General features: G+C 73.1%; 2 protein-coding genes. One reads left to right on the top strand and one right to left on the bottom strand.

Annotated elements, in window-relative coordinates; all coding sequences use genetic code 11:
- On the bottom strand, positions 1-285 hold a 285-nt coding region (locus A8W25_RS30700; protein WP_158942827.1), incomplete at its 3' end, for a DeoR family transcriptional regulator.
- Between the two features lie 407 nt (positions 286-692).
- On the opposite strand from A8W25_RS30700, the gene A8W25_RS30705 reads away from it, so the two are divergent.
- Positions 693-2,062 (top strand): DUF2264 domain-containing protein (locus A8W25_RS30705; RefSeq protein WP_067167726.1); only part of this gene is annotated, 1,370 nt, incomplete at its 3' end.

Here is a 2,062-nt window from a genome sequence, read left to right on the forward strand (position 1 = left end):
GGCGAAGTAGTACGTGGCGGTGGGCGCGATCATGCCGAGCACCAGCTCGCGGCCGCCTCCGGGGCCGCCCGGCGCGGGCGTCCCGGGCACGCCCTCCCGGTGCGGCCAGGAGACCTTGCCGTGCACCCGGTCGAGGAGGCCCCGTACGGACAGCGCCTCCACGTCCCGCCGCACGGTCACGGGGGAGACGCCCAACTGGCCCGCGAGGTCGGAGACCCGGGCCGAGCCGCGCCGGCGCACCAGCTCCAGCAGTCGGTCGTGACGTTCGGCAGCACTCTCTCGCACGGCGGCAGTCCCCCTCGCAATGTGGCTCGCGCATGGCACGCGGATGTGGCTCGCGGTGTGGCGGCCGGTCTCCCGGGGCCACGACCCTAATGCACCCTGATCGAACGTCGCGAGTTTCGATCAATCGGTCCGACTCCATTGACGTTCGATCAGCGAGAGCCCTAAATTCCGGACTCCGGATCTCCACTCCGGATCTCCACTCCGGGTCCCACCCGAGGCCGACGGCCGAGACGGTCGACCGGTCGAGACGGTCGGCGGTCGAGACGGCTGGCGGCCCAGGCGGCGAACGGCCGCGACGGCAGACGGTCGACGGCTCGGGGCCGATGGCGGTCAGCCGGCACGCGCCGGCCGACACATGCCGACCGGCACCGACGGCCGCACCGGTATCGACGCGACGGGGGAGCATCATGCCGACACCGCCCGTGAACCACGAGCTCAGTCCGTACACCGGCCGGACCCGCGGTCACTGGGAGCACACGGCCGATCAACTCCTGCTCGCCGTACGCCCCTACGCCTCGACGCGCCACGGTCTGATCAACCTGCCCGGCGACCGCCCGAGCTGGTCCGGGCCCCGCTCCGACGGCCTCGAAGGGTACGCCCGCACCTGGCTGCTTGCCGCGCTGCGGATCGCGGGCGCGCACGGCGACGACCCGCACGGCCACCTCGGCCGCTACGCCGAAGGCCTGGCATCGGGCACCGAACATCCGCTGCCCACCGGGGAGTCGGGCAGCGGCGCACCGGACTCCTGGCCCCGTATGGCCGAGGTGCGCCAGGCCGTCGTCGAGTCCGCCTCCGTCGCCCTCGGGCTGCGCCTCACCCGCCCCTGGCTCTGGGACGGCCTCGACGACCGCGTGCGTCAGCGGGTCGTGGACTGGCTGCTGCCCGCCCTCGGCCCCTCGCCCGTCGACAACAACTGGTGGTTCTTCGGTCTCACCGTCGCCGGATTCCTCCAGGACGCCGGAATCGAGACCGACCGCGCCTCGGCCACCGTCCAACGCGCGCTGGAACACGTCGATCAGTGGTACCTCGGCGACGGCTGGTACAGCGACGGCCCCAACCGCTCCTTCGACCACTACAACGGCTGGGCCCTCCACTTCTATCCCGTCCTGCACGCTCATTTGGGTGACAACCGGGAACTCCTCGACCGGTACGGCCCCCGGCTGCACGCCCATCTCGACGCGTACACCCGGATGTTCGGCGCCGACGGCGCGCCCCTGCCGTACGGGCGCTCCCTCACCTACCGCTTCGCCGCCGCCGCGGCCCCCTGGCTCGGCGCGCTCACCGGCCACACCCCGCTCACCCCCGGCGCCACCCGCCGGCTGGGCTCCGGCGCGCTGCGGTACTTCACGGACCGGGAGCCCGGCCGGGGAGCCACCGACGAGCGGGGTCTGCTCACCCTGGGCTGGCGCGGCCCGTACCCGCCGATCGTCCAGAGCTACTCGGGCCCGGCCTCCCCGTACTGGGCGGCGAAAGGGTTCCTCGGTCTCCTCATGCCGCCGGAGCACCCGGTGTGGACGGCGGTGGAGGAGCCGCTGCCGGTGGAGAGAGGGGACGCGGCGGTGACCCTGGGTCCGCCCCACATGCTGATCCAGTCCACGGCTTCCGACGGCCTCGTACGCCTCCACAACCACGGCAGCAACAACGATGTCGGCGCGGAGGAGGACCCCTGCTACGCCCGGTTCGCGTACTCGACCCGCACCGGCCCGGCCTCGGCCGAGGTGCGCGACAACCACTTCGGGCTTGTCCTGGACGACGGCACGGTCACGGCCCGGGGGCC

It is taken from the genome of Streptomyces sp. ERV7 (assembly GCF_001653515.1).
Taxonomy (GTDB): domain Bacteria; phylum Actinomycetota; class Actinomycetes; order Streptomycetales; family Streptomycetaceae; genus Streptomyces.